This window comes from Brevundimonas sp., from assembly GCF_035999125.1.
GTDB lineage: Bacteria > Pseudomonadota > Alphaproteobacteria > Caulobacterales > Caulobacteraceae > Brevundimonas.
On record NZ_DASYGX010000004.1, the window covers coordinates 129,045 to 151,233 of the forward strand.

General features: G+C 70.6%; 24 protein-coding genes and 1 tRNA gene. 9 read left to right on the forward strand and 16 right to left on the reverse strand.

The features are described from left to right. Positions 1-38 precede the first annotated feature (38 nt). The 3 genes from VGN45_RS02280 to VGN45_RS02290 are packed head-to-tail and all read left to right on the forward strand — an operon-like array spanning position 39 to position 1,872. Positions 39-692 carry a TorF family putative porin gene (locus tag VGN45_RS02280; RefSeq protein WP_327458863.1) on the forward strand — a complete coding sequence of 218 codons (654 nt, stop codon included), beginning with the start codon at positions 39-41 and terminating at the stop codon, positions 690-692. Positions 693-749: 57 nt separating this feature from the next. Next, the gene (locus VGN45_RS02285) at positions 750-1,556 is read left to right on the forward strand and encodes a ferredoxin--NADP reductase (protein ID WP_327458866.1); all 807 of its coding nucleotides are present in this window, start codon (positions 750-752) and stop codon (positions 1,554-1,556) included. Between the two features lie 43 nt (positions 1,557-1,599). Beyond that, entirely contained in the window at positions 1,600-1,872 is a 273-nt protein-coding gene (locus VGN45_RS02290; protein WP_327459263.1) for a chorismate mutase, read from the forward strand. On the opposite strand, the gene VGN45_RS02295 is transcribed toward VGN45_RS02290, so the two are convergent. Genes VGN45_RS02295 through VGN45_RS02305 form a run of 3 tightly spaced genes read right to left on the reverse strand, consistent with a single transcriptional unit; the run spans position 1,873 to position 3,896 of the window. Then, the gene (locus VGN45_RS02295; RefSeq protein WP_327458868.1) at positions 1,873-2,046 is read right to left on the reverse strand and encodes a hypothetical protein; all 174 of its coding nucleotides are present in this window, start codon (positions 2,044-2,046) and stop codon (positions 1,873-1,875) included. 45 nt (positions 2,047-2,091) lie between these two features. Continuing rightward, entirely contained in the window at positions 2,092-2,445 is a 354-nt protein-coding gene (locus tag VGN45_RS02300; RefSeq protein ID WP_327458870.1) for an Hpt domain-containing protein, read from the reverse strand. Beyond that, complete coding sequence (locus VGN45_RS02305; RefSeq protein ID WP_327458872.1) at positions 2,445-3,896, reverse strand: amino acid permease; 1,452 nt, start codon at positions 3,894-3,896, stop codon at positions 2,445-2,447. Before VGN45_RS02305 ends, VGN45_RS02300 begins: the two co-directional genes overlap by 1 nt. A gap of 153 nt (positions 3,897-4,049) precedes the next feature. Between VGN45_RS02305 and VGN45_RS02310 the strand changes: the two genes are divergently transcribed. Beyond that, a tRNA-Lys gene (locus tag VGN45_RS02310) sits at positions 4,050-4,125 on the forward strand. Here VGN45_RS02310 and VGN45_RS02315 read toward each other — a convergent pair. Further along, entirely contained in the window at positions 4,116-5,012 is an 897-nt protein-coding gene (locus tag VGN45_RS02315) for an SDR family NAD(P)-dependent oxidoreductase (RefSeq protein WP_327458874.1), read from the reverse strand. The genes VGN45_RS02310 and VGN45_RS02315 overlap by 10 nt on opposite strands. Positions 5,013-5,172: 160 nt before the next feature. On the opposite strand from VGN45_RS02315, the gene VGN45_RS02320 reads away from it, so the two are divergent. Then, complete coding sequence (locus tag VGN45_RS02320) at positions 5,173-5,643, forward strand: TspO/MBR family protein (RefSeq protein WP_327458876.1); 471 nt, start codon at positions 5,173-5,175, stop codon at positions 5,641-5,643. A 55-nt stretch (positions 5,644-5,698) separates the two neighbouring features. On the opposite strand, the gene pufM is transcribed toward VGN45_RS02320, so the two are convergent. The 9 genes from pufM to VGN45_RS02365 form a co-directional block, all read right to left on the reverse strand. After that, a complete protein-coding gene (pufM, locus tag VGN45_RS02325; protein WP_327458879.1) occupies positions 5,699-6,619 on the reverse strand; it encodes a photosynthetic reaction center subunit M in 921 nt (306 codons plus the stop codon). 17 nt (positions 6,620-6,636) lie between these two features. After that, positions 6,637-7,461: a photosynthetic reaction center subunit L gene (gene pufL / locus VGN45_RS02330; RefSeq protein ID WP_327458881.1), complete on the reverse strand. Its 825-nt coding sequence runs from the start codon at positions 7,459-7,461 to the stop codon at positions 6,637-6,639. Positions 7,462-7,578: 117 nt separating this feature from the next. Further along, the gene (gene pufA / locus VGN45_RS02335; RefSeq protein ID WP_327458883.1) at positions 7,579-7,752 is read right to left on the reverse strand and encodes a light-harvesting antenna LH1, alpha subunit; all 174 of its coding nucleotides are present in this window, start codon (positions 7,750-7,752) and stop codon (positions 7,579-7,581) included. Positions 7,753-7,835: 83 nt separating this feature from the next. After that, positions 7,836-7,997, reverse strand: a complete 162-nt coding sequence (gene pufB / locus VGN45_RS02340) for a light-harvesting antenna LH1, beta subunit (RefSeq protein WP_327458885.1) — start codon at positions 7,995-7,997, stop codon at positions 7,836-7,838. A 136-nt stretch (positions 7,998-8,133) separates the two neighbouring features. Then, on the reverse strand, positions 8,134-9,603 hold the full coding sequence (bchZ, locus tag VGN45_RS02345) for a chlorophyllide a reductase subunit Z (RefSeq protein WP_327458887.1): 1,470 nt from the start codon (positions 9,601-9,603) through the stop codon (positions 8,134-8,136). Beyond that, on the reverse strand, positions 9,600-11,120 hold the full coding sequence (gene bchY / locus VGN45_RS02350; RefSeq protein WP_327458889.1) for a chlorophyllide a reductase subunit Y: 1,521 nt from the start codon (positions 11,118-11,120) through the stop codon (positions 9,600-9,602). The genes bchZ and bchY overlap by 4 nt, the downstream gene beginning before the upstream one ends. Before the next feature lie 3 nt (positions 11,121-11,123). After that, positions 11,124-12,116 carry a chlorophyllide a reductase iron protein subunit X gene (locus VGN45_RS02355; RefSeq protein WP_327458891.1) on the reverse strand — a complete coding sequence of 331 codons (993 nt, stop codon included), beginning with the start codon at positions 12,114-12,116 and terminating at the stop codon, positions 11,124-11,126. Continuing rightward, positions 12,113-13,039 carry a chlorophyll synthesis pathway protein BchC gene (gene bchC / locus VGN45_RS02360; protein ID WP_327458893.1) on the reverse strand — a complete coding sequence of 309 codons (927 nt, stop codon included), beginning with the start codon at positions 13,037-13,039 and terminating at the stop codon, positions 12,113-12,115. The genes VGN45_RS02355 and bchC overlap by 4 nt, the downstream gene beginning before the upstream one ends. 102 nt (positions 13,040-13,141) lie before the next feature. Next, a complete protein-coding gene (locus VGN45_RS02365) occupies positions 13,142-14,239 on the reverse strand; it encodes a methyltransferase (RefSeq protein WP_327458895.1) in 1,098 nt (365 codons plus the stop codon). An 89-nt stretch (positions 14,240-14,328) separates the two neighbouring features. On the opposite strand from VGN45_RS02365, the gene crtD reads away from it, so the two are divergent. Next, positions 14,329-15,885, forward strand: a complete 1,557-nt coding sequence (gene crtD / locus VGN45_RS02370) for a 1-hydroxycarotenoid 3,4-desaturase CrtD (RefSeq protein ID WP_327458897.1) — start codon at positions 14,329-14,331, stop codon at positions 15,883-15,885. Positions 15,886-15,908: 23 nt separating this feature from the next. Next, the gene (locus VGN45_RS02375) at positions 15,909-16,760 is read left to right on the forward strand and encodes a hydratase (RefSeq protein WP_327458899.1); all 852 of its coding nucleotides are present in this window, start codon (positions 15,909-15,911) and stop codon (positions 16,758-16,760) included. 89 nt (positions 16,761-16,849) lie between these two features. Here VGN45_RS02375 and bchO read toward each other — a convergent pair whose 3' ends face one another. Beyond that, positions 16,850-17,782: an alpha/beta fold hydrolase BchO gene (bchO, locus tag VGN45_RS02380; protein WP_327458901.1), complete on the reverse strand. Its 933-nt coding sequence runs from the start codon at positions 17,780-17,782 to the stop codon at positions 16,850-16,852. A gap of 29 nt (positions 17,783-17,811) precedes the next feature. Between bchO and VGN45_RS02385 the strand changes: the two genes are divergently transcribed. Next, positions 17,812-17,982 carry a hypothetical protein gene (locus VGN45_RS02385; protein WP_327458903.1) on the forward strand — a complete coding sequence of 57 codons (171 nt, stop codon included), beginning with the start codon at positions 17,812-17,814 and terminating at the stop codon, positions 17,980-17,982. Positions 17,983-17,990: 8 nt separating this feature from the next. On the opposite strand, the gene VGN45_RS02390 is transcribed toward VGN45_RS02385, so the two are convergent. Further along, a complete protein-coding gene (locus VGN45_RS02390; protein WP_327458906.1) occupies positions 17,991-19,715 on the reverse strand; it encodes a magnesium chelatase subunit D in 1,725 nt (574 codons plus the stop codon). After that, positions 19,712-20,737 (reverse strand): magnesium chelatase ATPase subunit I, encoded by a 1,026-nt coding sequence (gene bchI, locus VGN45_RS02395; protein WP_327458908.1) that lies wholly within the window; start codon positions 20,735-20,737, stop codon positions 19,712-19,714. Before bchI ends, VGN45_RS02390 begins: the two co-directional genes overlap by 4 nt. Positions 20,738-20,882: 145 nt before the next feature. Between bchI and VGN45_RS02400 the strand changes: the two genes are divergently transcribed. Then, positions 20,883-22,175 carry a DUF3422 domain-containing protein gene (locus VGN45_RS02400; protein WP_327458911.1) on the forward strand — a complete coding sequence of 431 codons (1,293 nt, stop codon included), beginning with the start codon at positions 20,883-20,885 and terminating at the stop codon, positions 22,173-22,175. Positions 22,176-22,189: the final 14 nt, after the last annotated feature.

The window sequence follows — 22,189 nt, forward strand, 5'->3', positions numbered from 1 at the left end:
ACCGCCTAGGTGCAAGTTCGTTTTCGGGAGGAACCGCCATGCGCCTGACGCTCGCCTTGTTGATGACCGCCCTGCCCATTCCGGCCGCTGCGCAAACGTGGTCCTGGGACGCTTCGCTCGCCGTCGTCTCCGAGTACCGGGAACGCGGATACGACCTGTCGGCGGGACGTCCCACAGCACAGGGAGACATGAGCCTGTCACATGCCTCGGGCGTCTATGGCGGCGTCTGGGCTTCCGACATCGCGGACTACGCCGGCGCGGAGGTCGAGTTGACCGGCTTCATCGGCTGGGCCGGGGCGTTGGGCGATTGGGACGTCGACGTCGGCGTCTGGCAGAACGTCTACCCCGACGGCGTCGACGTCGATTACGTCGAGTTTCCGGGGCAAGTCGGCCGCGCCTTCGGCCCCGCGACCCTGTCCGTCGGGGCCGTCTGGGCCCCCGCCCAGACCGGCACGGGAGACGACGAGAACCTCTGGGTCTGGACGCGTCTCGACTGGGCGCCGGAGACTTGGCCGTTTTCCCTGACCGCCCGCGTCGGTCACGAGGACGGCGGCTTCGCCCCGGAGGGCAAGACCGACTGGCTGATCGGCGCCGAGGTTCCCCTCGGTCGTGGGTTCGCCGTCGGCCTGGATTGGGTCGACTCCGACGTCGAGGACGGCGCTTTGGTGGCGCGCCTGGGATGGCGGCGTTGATCGGGCGACACCACGCCGCCCTTCCGCCCGCGCGGTTCCGCGTCTATGCAGCCCGCGATGACCGCGCCGTCCGTTCCTGATAAAATCAGCCCCTTCCACTCGCTGAAGGTTCTGTGGGTCAAGCACTGGACCGATCAGCTGTTCAGCTTCGCCTGCGAACGGCCGGACGACTTCCGTTTCCGCTCCGGCGAGTTCGTGATGATCGGCCTTCCGGGCGAAAACGGCGAGAAACCCATCCTGCGGGCCTATTCCATCGCCAGCCCGCACTGGGCCGAAGAGCTGGAGTTCCTGTCGATCGCCGTGCCCGACGGCCCGCTGACCTCCCGTCTGGTCAAGATTGAGGCCGGTGATCAGGTCCTGATGGGCAAGAAGCCGACAGGCACCCTGGTGCTGGACGCCCTGACCGGCGGCGAGCGCCTGTGGCTGATCGGCACGGGCACGGGGTTGGCGCCCTGGCTGTCGGTGGCGCGCGATCCCGACACCTACGCCCGCTTCGGCCAGGTGATCGTCTGCCACACCGTGCGCAACGTCGCCGACCTGGCCTATCGAGACTTCTTCACCAGCGGCATCCACGACGATCCGCTCGTCGGCGACGAGGCGAAGGCCCAACTTACCTACTACCCCACCGTCACGCGCGAAAAGTTCGAGACGCCGGGCCGGATCACCGACCGCATCCGCTCCGGCGACCTGTTCGCCGACCTGCAACTGCCCATCGGCTTCTCGCCCAACGCCGACCGCGTCATGTTGTGCGGCTCCATGGCCATGATCAAGGAGACCGGCGAGCTGCTGGAATCCTATGGTCTCAAGGAAGGCTCGAACGCCGAACCCGGCGACTACGTCCTGGAGCGCGCCTTTGTCGGATGAGGTGAAGGTGAACCCGCGCACGGCGCCCGAGGCCTGCGAGACCATGGCCGAGGTCCGCAACGGCGTCGACGCTCTGGACCGGGCGCTCGTCGTCCTGCTGGCCGAGCGCCAGCGCTACATGGACGCCGCCGCCCGCATCAAGCCCAGCCGCGACGTCGTCCACGACGACGCCCGCATCGAGGACGTGGTGCGGAAGGTGCTGGCCGCCGCCGCTCCCGCCGGCCTGTCGCCCGACATCGCCGAGCCCGTCTGGCGCACCCTGATCGACCGCTGCATCGCGCACGAGTTCGCGCAGTGGGACCGCACGCGGGGCTGATCAGTTGGTGGCGATGATCCAGACGCAGAGCCCGCCGCAGATGAGCGCAGTCACCGCGAACAGCGTCCAAGCGTAGCCGCCGGTGGCCTGAACCTCGTCATCGGTTGGTGATCTGAGGAGCGGTACAGACCCTTTGCGCAGCGACTTGCGCAGACTGAACCCAATGCCGGCCACGGCGATGAGAAACCCGAGCAGCCGGCCCAGTCGTCGACGCTCATGTCAGCCCCTCAAACCGCGCAGCATCAGCTCATGCCGGTAAGCCGCCACGTCGGCCAGCGCCGCGTCCAGCGCGTCCCGCACCCGGTCCAGCAGCGGCGGCGCCTCGACTTTCTGCGCGGCCTCGGCGGCAGCGCAGGCCCCGGCCAGTGCTGCCGCTCCAATCCCCGCCGCCGCACCGCGCACCGTGTGCGCCGCGTCGCGCCAGCCGTCCTCCCGCACGTCCAGCAGCGGCGCCCACATCTGGGCCTGCTGCACGAACAGGCCCAGCACCTCTTCCGCCACGCCCGCGTCGCCGCCCGTCATGCGCTCGAGAACCGCGAAGTCCACCGCGCCCGACAGGTCGCGCGCGGCCATCAGGCGGCGGTCTCCTCGCCCTTGGCCAGACGCGAGTTCCACGCCGACCAGGCCAGGTAGATCACCAGCCCACCCGCGTTCCAGTAGAGGAAGTACAGCTGGGTCTGGGTGCGCAGGCTGAAGAAGAAGATCAGGCAGCCGATCATGGTGATCAGGCCGACCAGCCAGAACAGCGGCGCCTTGAACACCCGCGGGCGGTTCGGCTCGCGCAGGCGCAGCACGATCAGGCTCAGCCCCACGGCGAAGAAAGCCGCCAGCGTCCCCGCATTGGCCAAGGAGGCCAGCTCGTCCAGCCGCATCACGCCGGCCAGCGCGGCCACCACGATGGCCGTGAAAATGGTCACCACAGCCGGCACGCCGCGGCTCGACACCTTGGCCAGTCCGCGCGGCAGCAGGCCGTCGCGCGCCATGCCCAGGAAGATCCGGCTCTGGCCGAACAGGAAGGCCAGCAGCACCGTCGGCAGGGCGATCACCGCCGAGGCGCCGATCCACTGCGCCGCCGTGCCCTGGCCCATGTCGCGGAGGATGAAGGCCAGCGGCTCGTCGCTCTGGGCGAAGATCGCGGGGGCGCGGGCCCCGATCGCGGCGGCCGCCACGATCATGTACAGGATGGTGCAGATCACCATCGAGCCGACGATGCCGATGGCCAGGTCGCGGCCGGGGTTCTTGGTCTCCTCCGCCGCCGTCGAGATGGCGTCGAAGCCGTAGAAGGCGAAGAAGATGATGGCCGCCGCCGCCATGACGCCCGTCTGGACCGGCGGGATGCCGAACAGCGCCTCCTGGAACGGCAAGGTCGGCGCGCCCCAGCCGTTGGGCAGGAAGGGCTGGAAGTTGGCCGCGTCGAACGCCGGCAGGGCGATCGCCACGAACACCGCCAGGGCCGCCACCTTCACCACCACCAGCACGGCGTTCAGCGTGGCGCTTTCTCGCGTGCCCAGCAGCAGCAGGCCGGTGACCACGGCGATGATGAACACCGCCGGCAGGTTGATCAGGCCGCCCTCCACATGCGGACCGGCGGCCAGCGCGGCGGGCAGGGCCACGCCCAGCCCCTCCAGAAAGCCGACCGCATACCCCGCCCAGCCCACGGCCACGGCCGAGACCACAAGCGAATACTCCAGGATCAGGCTCCACCCCACGATCCAGGCCAGAAGCTCGCCCAGCACGGCGTAGGAATAGGTGTAGGCGCTGCCCGCCGCCGGCATCATCGTCGACAGCTCGGCATAGGCCAGGGCCGCGCAGGCGCAGACCAGACCGGCCAGGCCGAAGCTGATCATGACTCCCGGCCCCGCCAGACCGGCCCCGACCCCGATCAGGGTCAGGATGCCGGTGCCCACGATGGCGCCCACGCCCATGGCGACCAGATGCGGCCAGCTCAGCGTCTTCTTCAGCGCCGGCCCTTCGCGCGGCGCGGTCAGCACGTCGATCGATCGCCGGCGGTTCCAGAAGGCCATGGTCTCTCCCCCGTCCGCCCTGACGGCGGATTCGCGCCAGACCTTAGACCGAGAGGGCCGCGCGATGAAATGCCCGCTTGCGCGCAAGGGGGGCAAAGGCTATGTCCCGCCCCCTTCGGCGGGTCCGCCCCGTCGTCGGCCGCGCGACGGTTCGGGTGATTAGCTCAGTTGGTAGAGCAGCTGACTCTTAATCAGCGGGTCGTAGGTTCGAACCCTACATCACCCACCATCGCGGTCAACGCACCCGCTGGACGCGGTTGCGCTCGCAACCTCTCTCTGGGCCTGGATGAAGCCGTAGTCCGGCACGATCTCGCCCTCGCGCGAGGAGACCGGGTTCCAGGCCTCGATCAGACGGTCGGCCGCCTCGTCCCCCTCGCCGATGTATCGGCCAGCCGTCAGGGTCACGTAGGCGCGGGCGAAGTGGCCGGCGCCGGCGTTCACGATGGCGCGCGTCGGCGCGTCGTCGCCGCACAACAGGGCCAAGGCCGGACTGACCCGCGCCGGAGACAGGCGGGCCAGCGCCTCGGGAGGCAGCAGGCCCTCGGTCATGCCGGTGGCGGCGGTCGGCGCCAGGCAGTTGACGCGGATGCCGTGTTTCTCGCCCTCGATCGCCAGCGTCTGCATCAGGCCGACCAGCGCCATCTTGGCCGCGCCGTAGTTGGCCTGGCCGAAGTTGCCGTATAGGCCGGACGACGAGGTCGTCATCACGATGCGGCCGTGGTTCTGGGTCCGCATGGTCTCCCAGACCGCCTTGGAGCAAACGACAGCGCCCATCAGGTGGACGTCGACGATCAGGCGGAAATCGGCCAGGTCCATCTTGGCGAAGCTCTTGTCGCGCAGGATGCCGGCGTTGTTGACCAGGGCGTCGACGCGGCCCCAGCGCTCCACCGTGCGGGCGACCATGTCGGCGACGGCCGCCTCGTCCGTCACCGAACAGCCGACGGCCAGGGCGTCGCCGCCCTCGCCGCGGATCTCGTCCGCCACGGCCTCGGCCGCCTCGCCGTTCATGTCGTTGACCACCACGGCCGCGCCGCGCCGGGCCAGGAACAGCGCGTGCTCGCGCCCCAGACCTCCGCCCGCGCCCGTGACGACGGCGACGCGCCCCTGCATGCTCATGCGACTGCTCCCGTTTGGTGGCTTCTTGCCGCCCGGCTTTGCGGCGGGGACGAGCGGTTGGCAAGAGGCCGAGCCGCGTGATCCGGAAGGCGCCGCGGGCGTTACGGGCGGAAGGCTGCTAAAGCCCGCCGACGGCCTTCGGGCGACGACGGAGATCGACATGGACGCCGAAGCCTGGACCTCGCTCGCGGCGTTCGCCGGCGCAAACGTCGCCGCAGCTGCGTCAGGCGGCGTGTTCAAGCCAGGTGCCTGGTACGCGTCGCTGAACAGGCCGACCTGGACGCCGCCGAACTGGGCCTTTCCGCTGGTCTGGCTGGTGATGTTCAGCCTGAACGCGGCGGCCGGCTGGCTGGTGTGGCGGGCGCATGGGCCCGACACGGCGGGAGCGCTGGCGGTCTATGGCGGCTCGCTGGTGCTGAACGCGGCCTGGTCGTGGCTGTTCTTCGGGCGGCGGCGGATGGACCTGGCGCTGGTGGACGTCGGTCTGCTGTGGCTGTCGATCGCCGCGGTGATCGCCCTGTTCTGGCCGCTGAGACCGCTGGCGGCTGTGCTGCTGCTGCCCTACCTCGGCTGGGTGACGATCGCGGCGGTGCTGAACCTGCGGATGATCCAGCTGAACCCCGAGGGCTGAAACGACCAAGGCCCCCCGCACATGGCGAGGGGCCCCGGTTCGATCGCGACCCGCCTCAGCGCGCGTAGTTGTGCGCGATGGCCCAGTCGTACCAGTTGTCCACCACCGTGCCGGTCAGGAGGATGCCGATGCCGCCGGTCAGCGTGGTCAGGACGGCGAACCACCAGGCCCAGCGGTGCACGGACTCGATCGTGGCGTTCCAGCCCATGGTCCAGCGCCAGAACAGGGCGCCGCGCTCGGCCCCCGTGCCGCGGTCGGTGATCTGCTCCACCTCGCGCTCCAGCGAGTAACGGCCGCAGGCCAGCACGGTGGCGCCGTGCATGGCGAACAGCAGGGTCGACCCGTAGAGGAAGGCGATCGAGAGCGCGTGGAACGGGTTGTAGAACAGGTTGCCGTAGGTGATCGAGAACGCGCCGGTCCAGTCCAGGTGCGGGAAGATGCCGAACGGCACCGCCTCGGACCAGCTGCCCATCATGATCGGGCGGATGAAGCCCAGCACCAGCATCAGCCAGATCGCCGAGGCGAAGGCCCAGGTCGTGTGGCTGCCGAGACCCAGCGCCTTGGCCCGCAGGTAGCTGCGCACGCACCAGGTGATCACCGACACCGTCATGAAGAAGCCTGCGATCAGCCACCATCCTCCCTCGGCCAGCGGCGGCAGGATGGCCAGGCCGTACTCCGGCCCGGGCGGATAGAGGCCCAGCCACGGCAGTTGGCGGACGAACTCCGCCGGGTTCCAGCCCACCGAGGCGAACATGTTCAGCCCGATGATCTCGAACGCCAGGAAGCCGGTCAGCAGCGAGATGACGCCGGTCCAGCCCAGATAGACCGGCCCGATCTGGGCATTGCCGATGCGGCCCATGAGGTGGAGGAAGCCCGGCTTGCCGACACGGTCGTTGGGGCCGTCGGCCAGGTCGGGGCCAAGTTCGGGGACACCGCGGACCTGCACCTGGGTGAAGAGGTTCTGATAAAGAGCCATGATTTTCCGCCCTCCGCCTATTGCCAGATCGGCAGGTTGCGCCAGCCGTCCCACCATTCGGGCCAGCCGTTGGCCCAGTAGGGGCCGCTGATGATCATGCAGACCGCGCTCCAGAACCCGGCGCTGAGGGCCAGGAACAGGCCGACGCGGTGGATGCCCAGGGTGCCGACCGAATAGCCGATGAAGTCGCGGAAGAAACCGTCCTCATGCTCGGGCTGGCGCACTTCCTTGCCCTTTCCGGGGTTGGTGGCCGCCAGGATCAGCGAGCCGTGCAGCGCCAGCGCCAGCGTCGTCGCGAAGAAGAAGCTGATCGCGATCATGTGGGCGGGATTGTAGTGGAAGTTGATGTACTGGTAGCCGGTGTTCGACACCCAATCGAGGTGGCTGAAGATCCCGTACGGGAAGCCGTGCCCCCAGGCGCCCAGCAGCAGAGGGCGGAACACCACCAGCGTCATGTAGGCCAGGATGGCGAAGCCGAAGGCCACGGGCACGTGGTAGCCGATGCCCAGCTTTCGACAGATCTCCACCTCTCGCAGCGCCCACGAGATGAAGGCCCCGATGGCGCAGATGGTGACCAGCTGCCAGATGCCGCCCTCGGCCAGCGGCGCGAACGACAGGCCATACTCCAGCGCCGGCGGGTTGATCGAGATCAGCCAGGGATTCCAGGTGTCGCCCAGCGAGGCGCCGTAGACGATCAGCGCCGTGCCCAGACTGGCGAAGAAGGCGGTCGTGACGCCGAAGAAGCCGACGTAGAACGGCCCGACCCAGTAGTCGAAGAGGTCGCCCCCGATCAGGGTGCCCCCTCGGACGCGATACTTTCGCTCGAAACTCAGCAAGGCCATGACGGTCTCCGTCCCTTGTCCGCACCCCGCACGCGCGGGTCGATGATCTTCAGCAGGGGTCGCGACGGACGGAACCGGATCGCTCCGCCTCCGCCCGCGCGCCGCATGAGCGGTCCCTTAAGGCGCGGCCGCGGCCGTGGCCGCCGCCTGCGCCCGTTCCGCGCCGTCGATCCAGTTGTACCGAGGCGAGCTGAGCAGGATGAAGTGGATCAGCAGAGCCAGGGTGAACAGAAAGACGAACAGCGCGACGAGCGCCCTTCGGGGATCGAATAGGAGCCAGATTCTCCACATGACTTAGTCCTCCATTGCCGCTTGGCGGCTCCAGTGGGCGGTCCCGGCCGCGAACGACCGGACCCGTCGGTTTGTGGGGAAGTTCAGGCCCCCAGCCAGGGCTTCCACATCCACACCAGCACATGGGCCGCGATCGCGATGACCGTGAACCCGATGAAACTGGACATGAAGATGCCGTGGAATTCCTTGGCGGCTTCCGGCGTGAGACCCGTGAGGGACCCCGTCGAGTCGGTTACGTTAGACATATCTCCTCCTTTCGTTGGAGCGGTGTTCGGTCCCGGAAAATTGCCGGGACCGGTTTCGCCGCCCGAACGAGCCTGACGACGAAGGGTGAGCCGGGGCATGCGCCCGCGGCGATCGGGGAGACGGGAACGGCGCGCGTCATGCCGCCCTCCCGCTCAGGACGACGGCATTGGCGGCGGCGAGGCGGTCGAGGGTGACCCGGTCCTCTCCGGCCTGACGGGCGGCGCGTTCGGCGGCGTCCCTCAGGCGCTTGGCCGCGGAAATGCGAACGATGACGGGTTGGGCCGCGACGAGCTTGTCCAGTTCGTCGGACGCCGCGTCCTCCCAGACGATCTCGGCGTGCGGCCGCGCCGGCGTGGCCTCGACCGCGTCGAGCTGCGACGCCAGCGGCAGGATGGCGAACAGGGCGTCGAACAGGGCGTTGCAGACCTCCTGGATCAGGAAGGTGCAGCCCGCATAGCCCATGAAGGGCGTGCCGGTGTGCCTGCGGATCGCCGCGCCCGGGAAGCTCGCCGACACCCAGACGCCCTGGGGCCCGTGCCCGCCTCCGCCGGCCTCGGCCAGATAGATCCGCTCATTGATGCTGCCGAACAGCACCAGCGGCTTGGTGTCCCGCACCAGGTCGCGGATGGCCGCGTTGTCGGTCTTGGTCCCGGCCACGCGCGAGATGGCGAACTGGCACGGCAGGCCGAGGTCGTCCTCCAGGAACTTCCTGACGCCGCGCGTATAGGTCTCGTTGGCGACGATGGCGAAGCTGGCCGTGCCGAAGAAGTCCTGCGTCACCGACCGCCAAAGGTCCCACAGCGGCTTGATCGTCGTGTGCTTCTCGCGCTCGATGAAGGGCTCGGGGTCCAGCCCCGTCAGCTCGCCCAGTCGGCGCAGGAACAGCGTCGTCGATTCCAGCCCGATCGGCGCCTGCAGATAGGGCTTGTCCAGCGCCTCGCAGAGCCCGCGTCCGAACTCGCGATACAGGCAGATGTTGACCTCGGCGTCGGCCAGGTTCCTGACGTCGGCCAGATGGCTCCCCAGCGGGAAGACCATGTTGACCTTGCAGCCGATGCCTTCGACCAGGCGCCGGATTTCGGCGAGGTCGGACGGCATGTTGAACACGCCGTACATCGGCCCGATCAGGTTGACGCGCGGCGCATCGCCCTCCTCCCGGTCGCGGGGCCGGGGCATCTTCTTGGGCCCAAACTGCGTCCACAGCCAGGTCAGGGCGCGGTCGGCCGACTGCCACTGATCCTCGTCTATGGTGCGCGGCAGGAAGCGCTGGATGTTGGTGCCTTCCGGCGTCACGCCCCCGCCGATCATCTCCGCGATGGAGCCGGTCACGACGACGCTGGGCAGATCCTTGTCGAGCGTCTTCCACGCCCGCTTCATCGCCCCTTCGGTGCCGTGGCGACCCAGCTCTTCCTCGCCCAGACCGGTGACGACGATCGGCAGCTCATGCGGCGGCAGGCCGTCGGTGTAATGGAGCACCGAGGTCACCGGCAGATTCTCGCACCCCACCGGCCCGTCGATGATGACCTGCAGGCCCTTGATGGCGGTGAAGGCGTAGACCGCGCCCCAATAGCCACCGGCCCTGTCGTGATCGAGGATCAGCGTCATGTCCCGACGTGCTCCTCGGCCTTGGCCGCGGCGGCCATCTGCTTGGCGTAGCGCGCTTTGAACTCGGGCCGGGCGACCGGCGTCTCGGACCAGATGCCGCTGGTGTCGCCTTCGCCGACGCCGTCGAAGAAGGCGCTCATCCGGTCGAACCGCGCCTTGTTGGCGATGGCCGCGTTGATGACCTGGGCCAGCGAGCCCGCCCCCACCGGTCCCATCAGGGGCCGCGCCGAGATCAGATTGGTGAAATACAACGCCGGGATCGACATCGCCTTGGCGTGCTGCACCACCGGCGTCGTGCCGATGGCCAGGTCCGGCTTGATGGCGTCGACCGCCGACAGGTCCTGCTCCAGCGAGGCGCGGTAGTTGACCCTGACCCCCCTGGCCTCCAGCCACTCCCGATCCGGATCGGACCACTTCGTCTGCGGGCAGGCCGTGCCGACGTACTCGACCTCCGCCCCGCTCTCGATCAGCAGGCGCGCGACCAGCAGCTCGGAGCCCTCATAGCCCGAGACCGTGATCCGCCCCTTGATCGGCGTCGCCGCCAGGGCCGCGCTGATGGCGCCGAGCATGGCGTTCTTCACGCCGTCGATCTGGCCTTGCGGCACGTCGCAGGCCTCGCCGATCGCCTGAAGCCAGGCGGCGGTGCCGTCGCGTCCAACCGGGGCCGAACCCACGACCTTGCGTCCGGCGGCTTCGAACTCGCGCACGCTGGCGGTGTAGAAGGGGTGGATGGCGGCCACGACCGCGCAGTCCAGCGCGGCGTACAGCTCGCGCCACTCCCGTGTCGGCACCACGGGTCCGGGAGCCAGGCCCATCGGGTCCAGCATGCGGCCGATGATCATGGGATCGGCCGGGAACATCTCGCCCAGCAAGGTGACGGTCGGCTTGTCGGTCTTGTCCTTCGGCGCAGCGACGGGGCCGGCCTCGGCTTCCTTGCGCGCATAGTTCAGCATGGCGCCGGCCAGCACGTCTTTGGCCTCGGCGTGGGTCGGGATGCCGAAGCCCGGCACGTCGATGCCGACGATGCGGACCCCGTTGATCTCCTTGGGCAGCAGCTGAAGCGGCACGCCCGACGCCGTCGGAACGCAGAGGTTCGTCACCACGATGGAGTCGTAGAGCGCCGGATCGGCCATCTCGTGGACCGCGTCGCGGATGTCCTCGAACAGCTTGCCGGTGACCAGGCTCTCGGAGTTGAACGGCACATAGCCGACCGAGCGGCGCGCCCCGTAGAAGTGGCTGGTGAAGGTCAGGCCATAGACGCAACAGGCCGAGCCACTGAGGATCGTCGCCGTCCGCCGCATCCGCAGCCCGACACGCAGCGACCCGAAGGCCGGGCACATCGACTGGGGCTGATCATGCGGCCCGACCGGATAGTCCGCCGCGTACTTCGCCAGGATCTCCGACTTGCCCGCCCGCGCGGCCGCCGCCTGCAGCTCCGCCTTGCCGCCGTGGCAGCCGCCGTCAACCGAGACCGGCTCGGGCGTCGCGGCGTCCATGCGGGCGGGTCCGTCGGCCATCGACTACACCGCCTCGTCGTAGATGACTTCGAGGGACGCCTTGGGCACGTAGTTCACGCCGCGCATGTCGCTCTGGCTGGCGGGCACCAGCTGGACCTCGCCGCCCACCTGATCCGGGCTGAACAGACCCAACAGCCCGTCCTGCGTCAGGGGCTTGGGGTGCTGCGGCAGGCTGTCGGTCACCGCCTGGGCGAGCCCGGCGAACAGGCTGCCCCACTCTCCGTCGGGCGTGCCGATGATCTGGTAGTTCGCGGACTTCCTGCGGATGTCCTCATTGGCCGGGATCGACGCCAGGACCGGGATGTTCACGGCCTCGGCGAAGGCGGCGGCCTCTCCCGTGCCGTCGTCCTTGTTGATGATCATGCCCGCCACGCCGACGTTGCCACCCATCTTGCGGAAGTATTCCACCGCCGAGCAGACGTTGTTGGCGACGTAGAGCGATTGCAGGTCGTTCGATCCGACGACGATGACCTTCTGGCACATGTCGCGCGCGATCGGCAGGCCGAAGCCCCCGCACACCACGTCGCCCAGGAAATCCAGCAGGACGTAATCGAAGCCCCAGTCGTGGAAGCCCAGCTTCTCCAGCAGTTCGAACCCGTGGATGATGCCCCGTCCGCCGCAGCCGCGACCGACCTCGGGCCCGCCCAGCTCCATGGCGAAGACGCCGTCGCGCTGGAAGCAGACGTCCTCGATCTTGACCTCTTCCCCCGTCAGCTTCTTGGCCGAGGATGTGGCGATGATGGTCGGGCAGGACTTGCCGCCGAACAGCAGGGACGTCGTGTCGGACTTGGGATCGCAGCCGATCAGCAGCACCCGCTTGCCCTGCTGGGCCATCATGTAGCTGAGGTTCGACAGGGCGAAGGACTTGCCCGAGCCGCCCTTGCCGTAGATGGCGATGATCTGGGTGTCCTTGTTGGCCTCGCCGGTGTGGACGGGGTCGGGCTCGATCGCCGCTTCCTTGCGCAGTCGCTCTTGCGCGAACAGGGTCACGGTCATGGACAGTCCCTCCAATCGAGGATCATCTTCAGGCAGGACGGATCCTCGAACGCCTGGGCGTAGGCCGCTTCGGCCTCGGCCACCGGGCGCGCATGGGTGATCAGGCCGGCCAGAGAGAGGCGACCCGCTTCGATCAGAGCGGTCACAGCCGCCACGTCCGCCGGCGTGAACTCCGCGGCGATGCGCAGGCGCGCCTCTTTCATGAAGGCGGGCGGGAAGGCGAAGCTGAGCCGCTGCTCATAGAAGCCGGCCAGAACGATCTCGCCGCCGCGCGCCAAGCGTCCGATCAGGACGTCGAGAAGGTCGCCGTCGCCGCTGCAGTCATAGATGGCGGCGTGGTCGCGGCGCGGGTCGGCGTCGGGATGGATCGCGCCCTCGCCCATCCGGGCCGGGTTCGTCTCCCACAGCGTCGGCGCGGGATGACCCAGGGCGACGGCGGTGCGCGAGATCAGTCTGCCCAGCACCCCGGCGCCCACGACCAGGTCAGGGAAACGGCCACCTGAGAGGGCGTGGTGGGCGGTCGCGGCCAGGGAGAGTAGGGCCGCCTCCTGAACCGAAGCCCCCTCAGGCAGCCTCGACACCCGGTCGGCCCGGGTGACGAGGGTTCTCGCCGCGCCGCCGAAAAGGCCACGCGCGTCGATGAAGTTGCTGGATCCGGGGGCGAAGACCCGCTCGCCGACGCGGGCCGTGGCCAGACGCCCTGCGTCCACCACGCGGCCGACCGCCTCATAGCCGGGCACCAGGGGATACCCCATGCCTGGGAAGGCCGGCATACGCCCGTCCCAGAGCAGGCGCTCGGTGCCGGTGGAGATTCCGCTGACTTCTACCTGCACCACGACGTCGTCATCGGCCGGAGTCACGAGGTCGACGCGTCTGATCGACAGGCGCTTCGGCTCTTCCAGAACGATGGCGGTCGTATGCATTCGACCCCTCATGGAGCCACGGAACCGAGTCCGGGCCTCCTCCCAAGGTGTCAGATTAGATTGACGCTAACTAATGTCAAATCATTATGACACTCGGCACGGTCAAGCTTGTGCCGTCAGCACGCTGGCCACGAGGGGGAGGTCGGTCGGCCGTCGCCGCACGTTTCGGAAGCCCGACTCGACGAGCATTTCCCTCAGTTCGCCGATCGTGCGCGCCCGCCCCGACCCCATCGCCAGCAGGTAGAAGCCGAAATAGGCGTCGCCGACCTTCGGCGACCCGCCCGGACCGGCCATCGGCTCGCCGATCAGCAGGGTCCCGCCCGTCGGCAAGGCTTCCCGAACCCGCCGCAGCAGCCGCATCACCGGCGCGTCGTCGTGGTCGTGGAGGATGCGGATCAGGGTGATCAGGTCCGCCCCGGCGGGCAGCGCGTCGTCGAGGAAGCTGCCGCCCGTGACCTCGACGTCGAGGCCGTCGGCGACGAGGCCGGCACGCGCCTGCTCGGCCACCGCGGGCAGGTCGAAGAGACCCAGCTTCAGCTGCGGCGCGCGCGCGTGCGCTGCGCGGAGGAAAGCCCCATGGCCTCCGCCGACGTCCAGCAGACGGCGATGGCGGCCGACCGGCCACGCGTTCAGCATCTGCTCGGCCACCATGGCCTGGGACGCCGCCATCAGCTCGGAATAGGCGGCGACCGCCGGCGCCTGGGTCTCGTGACCTTCGGCATAGGGCCAGTAGCCGGACAGGGCGCCGCCTCCCCCGCCCCGCCTCAGAAGGGCCAGCGGATCCTGCAGGTCGGCGTACAGAAGAGGATGATGCCGGATCATCGCCTCCACGCCGGGCGCGCCCAGCAGCGCCGCGCCCTGTTCGCCCAGCCCCCACAGCCCGCCGGATCGACGTTCGGACAGACCCAGTGCCGCAGCGGCCTTCAGCAGGCGCTCGGCGGACTCCGGCGGCATGTCGCCGAGGCGGGCGACGTCGTCGGCCGACAGCGGCCCGGCCGACAGCCGGCGCGGCAAATCCAGTTGCACGAAGGCCAGCGCCGTCTGGGCGTAGATGAAGCCTGCGGACAGATCGAATAGCGCCGCCGCCTTGGCCCGAGCCACCGGGCGGGTCAGCGGAAAGCGCGTGGCCCAGCCCTGAAAGCCCGGGTCGGACACCAGCCGGTTCCGCAGATCCCTGATCCGGTCGAGCAGACTGGGCATGGCCCCTTTCCGGTCGCCGGCGCGGACGGCCCTTGTGTCAATCAGGTTGGACATATCTACTGTCGTGTCAATCGGACGACGGAGGCGTCATGGCGACGCGCGACCGGGTCATCATCGTCGGCGCCGGCATTGGCGGCCTGACCGCCGCCGCCGACCTCGCCGCGCGCGGCGCCGAGGTCACGGTGCTGGAGCGCGACGCCGTGCCGGGCGGCAAGCTGCGCGAACAGGGCCCGAGCCGGATCGACGCGGGGCCGACCGTCTTCACCCTGCGCCGCGTCTTCGACGCCCTTTTCGAGCAGACGGGCGAGCGCCTGGACGACCATGTGCGGCTGGAGCCGGCCGCGATACTGGCGCGGCACTGGTGGGGCGACGGCTCGCAGCTGGACCTGCATGCGGACGTGGACCGCTCGGCCGACGCGATAGGCGCCCTGGCGGGGCAGCGCGAGGCGGACGGCTATCGCCGCTTCGTCCGTCGGGCCGAACACGTATGGCGCGTTCTCGATCGCCCCTTCATCGACAAGCAGAAGCCGGGGCTGGTCGAGTTGACGCTGGGCATCGGCCTGCATCGCCCGGCGGATCAGTGGGCGATCATGCCCTACCGCTCGATGTGGGACGAGCTCGGCGGCTACTTCCGCGACCCGCGCCTGCGCCAGCTGTTCGCCCGCTACGCCACCTACACCGGCGCCTCGCCCTTCAAGGCGCCCGCCACGCTGATGCTGATCGCCCACGTCGAGCAGTCCGGCGTCTGGATGGTGCAGGGCGGCATGGGCCGTCTGGTGGACGCCGTGCGCGGCCTGGCCGAGCGCCGAGGAGCGCGCCTGCGGCTGGGCGCGCTCGTGACGGAGGTGCTGACCCGCGACGGCCGAGCGTGCGGCGTGCGGCTGGAGAACGGCGAGCGGCTGGAGGCCGACGCGGTCGTGCTGAACGCCGACCCCAACGCCACGGCGACGGGGCTGTTCGGCGCCGACGTGGCCCGGTCGGTCGCGCCGACGCCGCCGCGCGACCGTGCCCTGTCGGCCGTCACCTTCACCTTCGAGGCCGAGACCGAAGCCCCTCTGACGCGCCACAACGTCTTCTTTTCGGACGACTATCCGGCCGAGTTCAGGGCCTTGGCCGAGGGCCGCATGCCCGAGCGGCAGACCGTCTATCTGTGCGCCCAGGATCGCGGCGGGGCCGACGGCCCGGCGCGTCGGTCGCCCGAACGCTTTCTGGTCATTCTGAACGCCCCCGCCACCGGGGACGTCCATGTTCATTCCGCCGAGGAGATCGCGCGATGTCGCAAGCAGGCCTTCGACTGGATGAGTGGCTGCGGCGTACGGCTGAGGGTCAGGGAGGAGACGCTGAAACCCACGACGCCCGCCGACTTCGAGCGACGCTTTCCGGCGACGGGTGGGGCGCTCTATGGCCGGGCGGGCCACGGCTGGGACTCGGCCTTCCGGCGCCCCGGAGCCCGTACGCGGACGCCCGGCCTCTATCTCTGCGGCGGGGCGACCCATCCGGGGGCGGGCGTGCCGATGGCGGCCCTGTCCGGACGGCTGGCGGCCCGGGCCTGGGCGGACGACCGCGCTTCGATCGCCCGGTCCCGCCCGGCGGCTATGCCTGGTGGTATCTCGACGCCCTCAGCGCGGATCGCCGCTTCGGCCTGACGATCATCGGCTTCGTCGGCAGCGTGTTTTCGCCCTGGTACGCCTGGTCCGGGCGCGGCCGTCCGGAGGAGCATTGCGCGATCAACGTGGCCCTCTACGGCCCCGGCGTCGGCCGCTGGACGATGACGGAGCGGGGGGCGGACGTCCTTTCGCGCGGCGCCGACCATCTGACGATCGGCCCCAGCAGCTGGTCGTGGGAGGGCGACGAACTGGTGCTGCGTCTGGACGAGATCACGGCGCCCATGCCGCCCGTCCCCTCCCTGCCCCGGCCGGTGCGCGGTGAGATCCGGGTGCGGCCGCGGGCGCTCAACGACCGCACCTTCAGCTTGGACGAGGAAGGGCGGCACCGCTGGCGGCCGCTGGCGCCGCGGGCTCCGGTGCAGGTGCGGCTGACCGATCCCGAACTGAGCTGGACCGGCGAGGGTTATCTCGACTCGAACTGGGGCGATGAGCCGCTGGAGGCGGCCTTCGACGTCTGGGACTGGTCGCGCGCGCACCTGAGCGAGGGCAGCGCGGTGCTCTATGACCTGAAGCGTCGCGACGGGTCGGCGGTCAGCCTGGCCATGCGGTTCGACCGCAACGCCGAGCCGGAGGCGTTCGAGCCGCCGCCGGTGGTGCGCCTGCCCGGCACGCACTGGGGCCTGTCGCGCTTCACCCGAGCCGAGCGCGGCGGGGCCGCGGGTCTGGTCGGATCGTGGGAAGACACCCCCTTCTACGCCCGCGCCGCCCTGATGACCCGACTGCTGGGCGAGGCGGCGCACGGGGTGCACGAGAGCCTGTCGTTGCGGCGGCTCAGGTCACCGGTCGTCCGGGCCATGCTGCCCTTCCGCATGCCCCGGTCCCTGCGCCGGGTCGCTCCGGTCCTTCCGCTGTGAGCGCCTGACGGACCACAGCTCCCAGCAGGCCCAGGCCAGCACGGCGCCGTGGACCAGCACCAGTTCGATCAGGAAGATCGTCTGCCCGCTCACGACGTCGCGTCTCCGATCAGGTTCAAGGCCCGCGCCTGTTCCAGAATGACGTCCGCGACCCTGTCCGGCGCCTCTTCATGCGCCAGGTGGCCGAGACCTTCCAGAACTACGAGGTCGGCGCCGGGCACGGATGAGGCGACCTCACGCGAGACCTCCGGCGGCACCGCCGCATCGCGGGCGCCTGCCACGAGGACGAGCCGGCTCTTGAGGCCCGGCAGATCCCGCAGCAGGGGCTCGACGTCCCAGGCGCCCATCATGCCCAGCGTGGCCGCGACGTGGCCGCGCGTGCGAAACAGGCGGCGGTAGAGATCCAGGCCTTGGGCGTCCAGGCGTGATCCGGTGCCGCCGATCAGGCGCTCCACCCGCCGCATGTCGCCCGCGCCGTGGGCGAAGGCCGCGACCGCCAGCGGATTGGCGAACAGCCCCAGCGCCAGCCCCCGCGCCACCGGGGCGAAGGGTCCGGCGAAGGGCCGAAGCGCGCCGTTGATCGCGACGACGGCGGTGGGCGGCGGGCCGTCAATCGCCAGCCGAAGCCCCAGCGCCGCGCCGGCGGAGTGGCCGACGATGAGGTCGACGTCGACGTTCAGGCTCGTCACCAGGGCGCGCGTCTGCGCCGCCATCCGGTCAAGCGACAGCGGACCGCGCGGGGTCGAGGTGAAGCCATGGCCGGGCAGGTCGGGGGCAAGGATCGTGAATCGCTCGGCCAAGGCGGGCGCCAGGCCGCGCCAGCTGTGCGTCGCCGCACCCGCGCCGTGCAGCAGCAGGGCGACGGGCCCTTGGCCCCAGCCCTGAACGTGCCAACGCACGCCCCCGGCCTCGACGAAGCGACTGTGGCCGCCGTGGGGCCAGCCCCGCCCCTCCACCTCCCATCTCGGCTTGTCCGACATCAGGCGCGCGGGAACCGGCGCGGGCGCGGGGTCGTTGCCCAAGTCCCCCCACCCGTCCGGAGGCCCCCGCCATGGACACCAACGACATGATCCCCACCCTGGCGCTGATGACGCTGATCCTGGCCGTCGTCTTCGCCGTCGTCGGCTACGTGCTGTTCAAGCGGAAGCGGGCCAACCGCCACCCGATGGAGCAGCGCCCGGACGGCGCCATCGCCACCGTGCGCGAGCGCCAACCCGACTGAGCCGCGCATCAGGCCGGCTCCAGCGACCGGACCACCGCCTGCACGGCCCCCGCGTGCACATAGGGCAGGGCTGAGAACGTCGCGCCCATCGTCTCGGCCAGACGCTCACCGTCGCCGCGCGGCCGGGGCGAGACGTCGATCAGGGCGCTGGCCACCCCCGCGGCCCTCAGCCTCTGTGCGGCGGTGCGCGTCTCGGTCTCCGCGCGCGTGCGGAAGGCCTCGCCGTCCAGCGCGACGTTGCCGCGTCCGTCGGTCATGATGACCAGCAGCGGCCTCCTCTGGCGCGCCCGCTCGGCCAGCGCCAGCGTCAGGCCCGTCTCCAGCGCCGATGCCAGCGGCGTGGCCCCTCCCCCCGCGAGATCGGCCAGCAGACGACGCGCCCGGGTCAGCGACCGCGTCGGTGGAACCAGCACTTCCGCCGCCGCGCCCCGGAAAGCGATCAGGGCGACCTGGGTCCGGCGCACATAGGCCTCGGCCAGCAGCAGCTCGACCGCCCCCTTGGTCTCTGCCAGCCGTTGCAGCGCCGTGGAGCCGGAGGCATCGACGACCAGGATGACGGTGGTCTCGGTCTTCTGCTGGAACCGCCGGATGCGGAAGTCGTCGCGGCGCAGCAGCAGGCGATCCGTGCGCCCGCGCAGCCGTTGCCAGGGCGCGGCGGCCTTCAGCGTCGCGGGCACGTCCAGCACGCCTTCGCGCGGCGAGGCCGACTTCACGCCGATGCGGCGCCCCCGGCGCGGTGCGGCCTGTCGGCCCGCGCCGCCGGACGCGGTCTTCGCCTTCAGCCGCGCGGCCTCGGCCCACAGCGCCTCCATGCCGGGCGGCAAGGCGGCGGCCGCGGCCTGCACCAGACGGTCGCCCATCGCGTCGCGATCCTCGTCCTCGCCCCCCTCGGCGTCCTGCGTGGGATCGGGCGGAGGCGCGTCGGGCTCGACCTCGGCCTCGGTCTCCGGACGGCGGGTGGCGCGGGGAACCAGCACCAGGCGGATCGCCAGCGCCAGGTCGTCCTCGGTCACCTCGTCGCGACGCTTGAGCGCGGCGTGGGCCCGCGCCAGCCGCAGGGCGAACAGGGGCGCCCGCAGCGAGCCGACGCCCAGCGCCTCGGCCGCCGCGCAGACGGCGTCGATCGCCGCGCCGTCGCACCGAACCTTCGCCACGCGGCCGCGCGCGCGGATCACGGGGCCCGGTCGCGGCGAGGCGCCCGTCACGTCCCGCCAGCCGATCCCGGACAGATCCAGCCGCAGAGCGAGGCGGTCGACCATGGGATCGGCGCAGGCGGCCTCTCCCGGCAGACGCTCGTCCAAGGCGACCAAGCGAAAGGCGGACGGCAGGGTCGCCTCGATCCCGTCGCGCACCATCCGCGTCTCACCGCGGTCCAGGGCGGCGCAAAGACGGGCGACGGTCCCAGGGGCCATACGCTCCGCCTGCTGGGCGATCAGGACGCCACCGTGCGCCTCGGCCAGCAGGCCGGGCTGGATCTCTCGTCGGCCCATGAGCGCGGCGCCCAGATCGACCCCGCCGATCAGCCGATCGTCGTCGACGCCGGGCGGCAGGCGCCGCCACGGGGCCGCAGGGGGCATGAGGCTTTTCAGCAGGTCCAGCCAGGCGTCGCGGGCCGGTCCGGCCGATCCCGTCAGCACCGCCCCGCCCAGTCCGGGATCCGCCGCCAGCAGGGCGCAGGCGCGCGCCGCCTCGGCCCAGGCGCGCGCGCCGGGCGTCGGGGGGACGCGGCTCATGCCGCCAGCAGGTCGTCCAGCGCCCGCTCGATCCGCAGGGTGGACGCCTGTTCCTCCAGCGGGCCGCGCCGCAGGCGGTGACGCAGCGCCATGGGGGCCACGCGCCGAAGGTCGCGGATCGTCACCTCCGTCCGGCCTTCCAGCGCCGCGAGGGCGCGTGAGGCCCGCAGCAGCGTCAGTTCGCCCCTCAGCCCGTCCGCGCCGATGGCCAGGCACAGACGCGAGCCGTGTTCCAGCAGCGCGTCCGGCGTAGCGACGTCGTTCAGGGCCGCCTGCGCGGCCTCAACCTGATCGCGCACCTCGGCGTCGCGGTCGGCCCAGGCGGCGGCGAAGGCCGCGGGGTCGCGGTCGAAGGCGTCGCGGCGTCGCACCACCTCGACCCGCTCGGCCAGATCCGTCGGCGTCGACACCTCGACCGACAGGCCGAACCGGTCCAGCAGTTGCGGCCGCAACTCGCCCTCCTCCGGATTGCCGGAACCGACCAGGACGAACCGCGCCGGATGCCGGATCGACAGTCCCTCGCGTTCGACCAGGTTCTCGCCCGACGCCGCCACGTCCAGCAGCAGGTCGACGATGTGATCTTCGAGCAGGTTGATCTCATCGACGTAGAGGAAGCCGCGATGCGCCCGGGCCAGCAGGCCGGGATCGAAGGCTTTCTCGCCCACCGTCAGGGCGCGTTCCAGATCCAGCGCGCCGACGACCCGGTCTTCCGTGGCGCCCAGCGGCAGGTCGACGACGGGCGCCGGCACGGTCGTGATCCGCACCTCGCCGGCCGCGCGCCGATCCCGGCAGGCGTCGCAGATGCCGCTGCTCGCCTTCGGATCGCAGTTGAAGCGACAGCCCTCGACCACGCTCAGCGGCGGCAGCAGGGCCGCCAATCCGCGCACGGCGGTCGTTTTGCCGGCGCCGCGATCCCCGAAGGCCATGACCCCGCCCAGCGTGCGGTCCACCGCCGCCAGCAGCAGCGCCAGCTTCATCTCCTCCTGACCCACAAGGGCCGAGAAGGGAAAGACCACGCGCATGACGGCGCTCCCAGTTCGCCCGGACGGTCCCACGTCAAGCCGGATGCGTCAAATCTATTTGACACTCGGCTTGTAATCTTCGCCTTACCGCCTAACGTCGTTCTCGCGCCTCGGACGGCGCCGCAGACGCGCGGGAGGGGTCGCCGTGGCCTCGTCGAGCCTGAATCCCAACTGGACCTGGCACCCCGATCGGGACGCCCTGCTGGCCGAGGCCCACGCCCGGCCGTCCACTCCCCTGTCTGGCCCCATGCTGGTGACGCGCGTCGCCAACCTGTCGGGGCTGGGCGGAGAGGCGGCGGACCGCGAGCATATGGCCGCCCTGTGCCAGAGGCTGCATCAGCCGCAGCCGGGGCCGGAATCGCGCTGGTCGGTTCTGGACGCGGGCACTTGGCGGCTGCGCTGGGAGCGGCACACCGAAGGCTCCACCTGGACCTTCTTCCGTGAGCCGACGGGCACCGGCCTGTTCGGCGAGACGGCCATGGATCTGGCGCCGCAGGACTGGCTGGCGACTTGGCCCGGCAAGGTGCTGGTGGCGGCGCGGCTTGAGGTACGGCCGGCCACGACCAGGGCCTCGCCCAAGACCCTGTTCGGCGTCGAGGCAGTCGGCGCCAAGCTGGCCGACGGCGCGTGCAGCGCCATGACGGACTTCCGTCCCGACGCGGTGGGCATGACGCGCTTCCTGCTTCTGGACGGGGCCAAGGATCCGGTCGTGACCGGGCGACTGGTCCAGAACATACTGGAGATCGAGACCTACCGCCTGTGGGCCCTGCTGGCCTTTCCGCTGGCCGGGCGCACGGCGGCGGAACTGTCGCGGATCGAAGGCGACGCCGACGGTCTGGCGGCGCGGCTGGCCGAGCCGTCGGACACGGAACAGGACCGCGCGCTGCTGGATCAGCTGTCGGCGCTCGCGGCGCGGACCGAGGCCCTGATCGGCAAGACCGCCTTCCGCTTCAGCGCGGCCCAAGCCTATCACCGGCTGGTCGAGGAACGGATCGAGCGACTGCGGGAAGAGCGGCTGGAGGGCCTGCTGACGCTCGGCGAGTTCATGCAGCGCCGGCTGGAGCCGGCCATGCGCACCTGCCAGGCCGTCGGCGCGCGTCAGCGCGCGGCCGTCGATCGGGTGGGGCGCATGACCCAGCTGCTCAACACGCGTGTGGAGGTGGCCGCGGAGGCGACCAGCGCGGCCCTGCTCCAGTCGATGGATCGACGCGCCGGCGTGCAGCTGCGCCTGCAGCAGACGGTCGAGGGGCTGTCGACCGTCGCCATCGCCTATTACGCCGTGGGGCTGCTCGGATTCCCGCTGAAAGGCCTCGAGCGCGCCCTGCCCGGCTTCGACGCGGGGGTGGCCGCCGCGGTGCTCGCGCCGGCCGTGGTCGTGGGGACCTGGATGGTGCTGCGGGCCATGCGCCTGAAACTGACCAGAGAGTCGCAGGCCTGATCGCCGAACGCCGA